Origin of the sequence: Klebsiella sp. 2-CIP_Kleb. (assembly GCF_050378715.1) — a bacterium.
Lineage (GTDB): Bacteria > Pseudomonadota > Gammaproteobacteria > Enterobacterales > Enterobacteriaceae > Klebsiella > Klebsiella quasipneumoniae.
Genome location: NZ_JBNRLG010000040.1, coordinates 1 through 220 on the forward strand (window position 1 = coordinate 1; position 220 = coordinate 220).

Below are 220 nucleotides of genomic sequence, written 5' to 3' on the forward strand. Positions count from 1 at the left end.
CGCCAAAACATCTTCGGCGTTGTAAGGTTAAGCCTCACGGTTCATTAGTACCGGTTAGCTCAACGCATCGCTGCGCTTACACACCCGGCCTATCAACGTCGTCGTCTTCAACGTTCCTTCAGGAGACTTAAAGTCTCAGGGAGAACTCATCTCGGGGCAAGTTTCGTGCTTAGATGCTTTCAGCACTTATCTCTTCCGCATTTAGCTACCGGGCAGTGCC

Annotated in this window: 1 rRNA gene; it reads right to left on the reverse strand. The window is 51.4% G+C overall.

Features of this window, described 5'->3' with window-relative positions:
- Window positions 1-23: 23 nt before the first annotated feature.
- A 23S ribosomal RNA gene (locus ACQUTP_RS25740) occupies window positions 24-220 on the reverse strand; the annotation flags it as partial.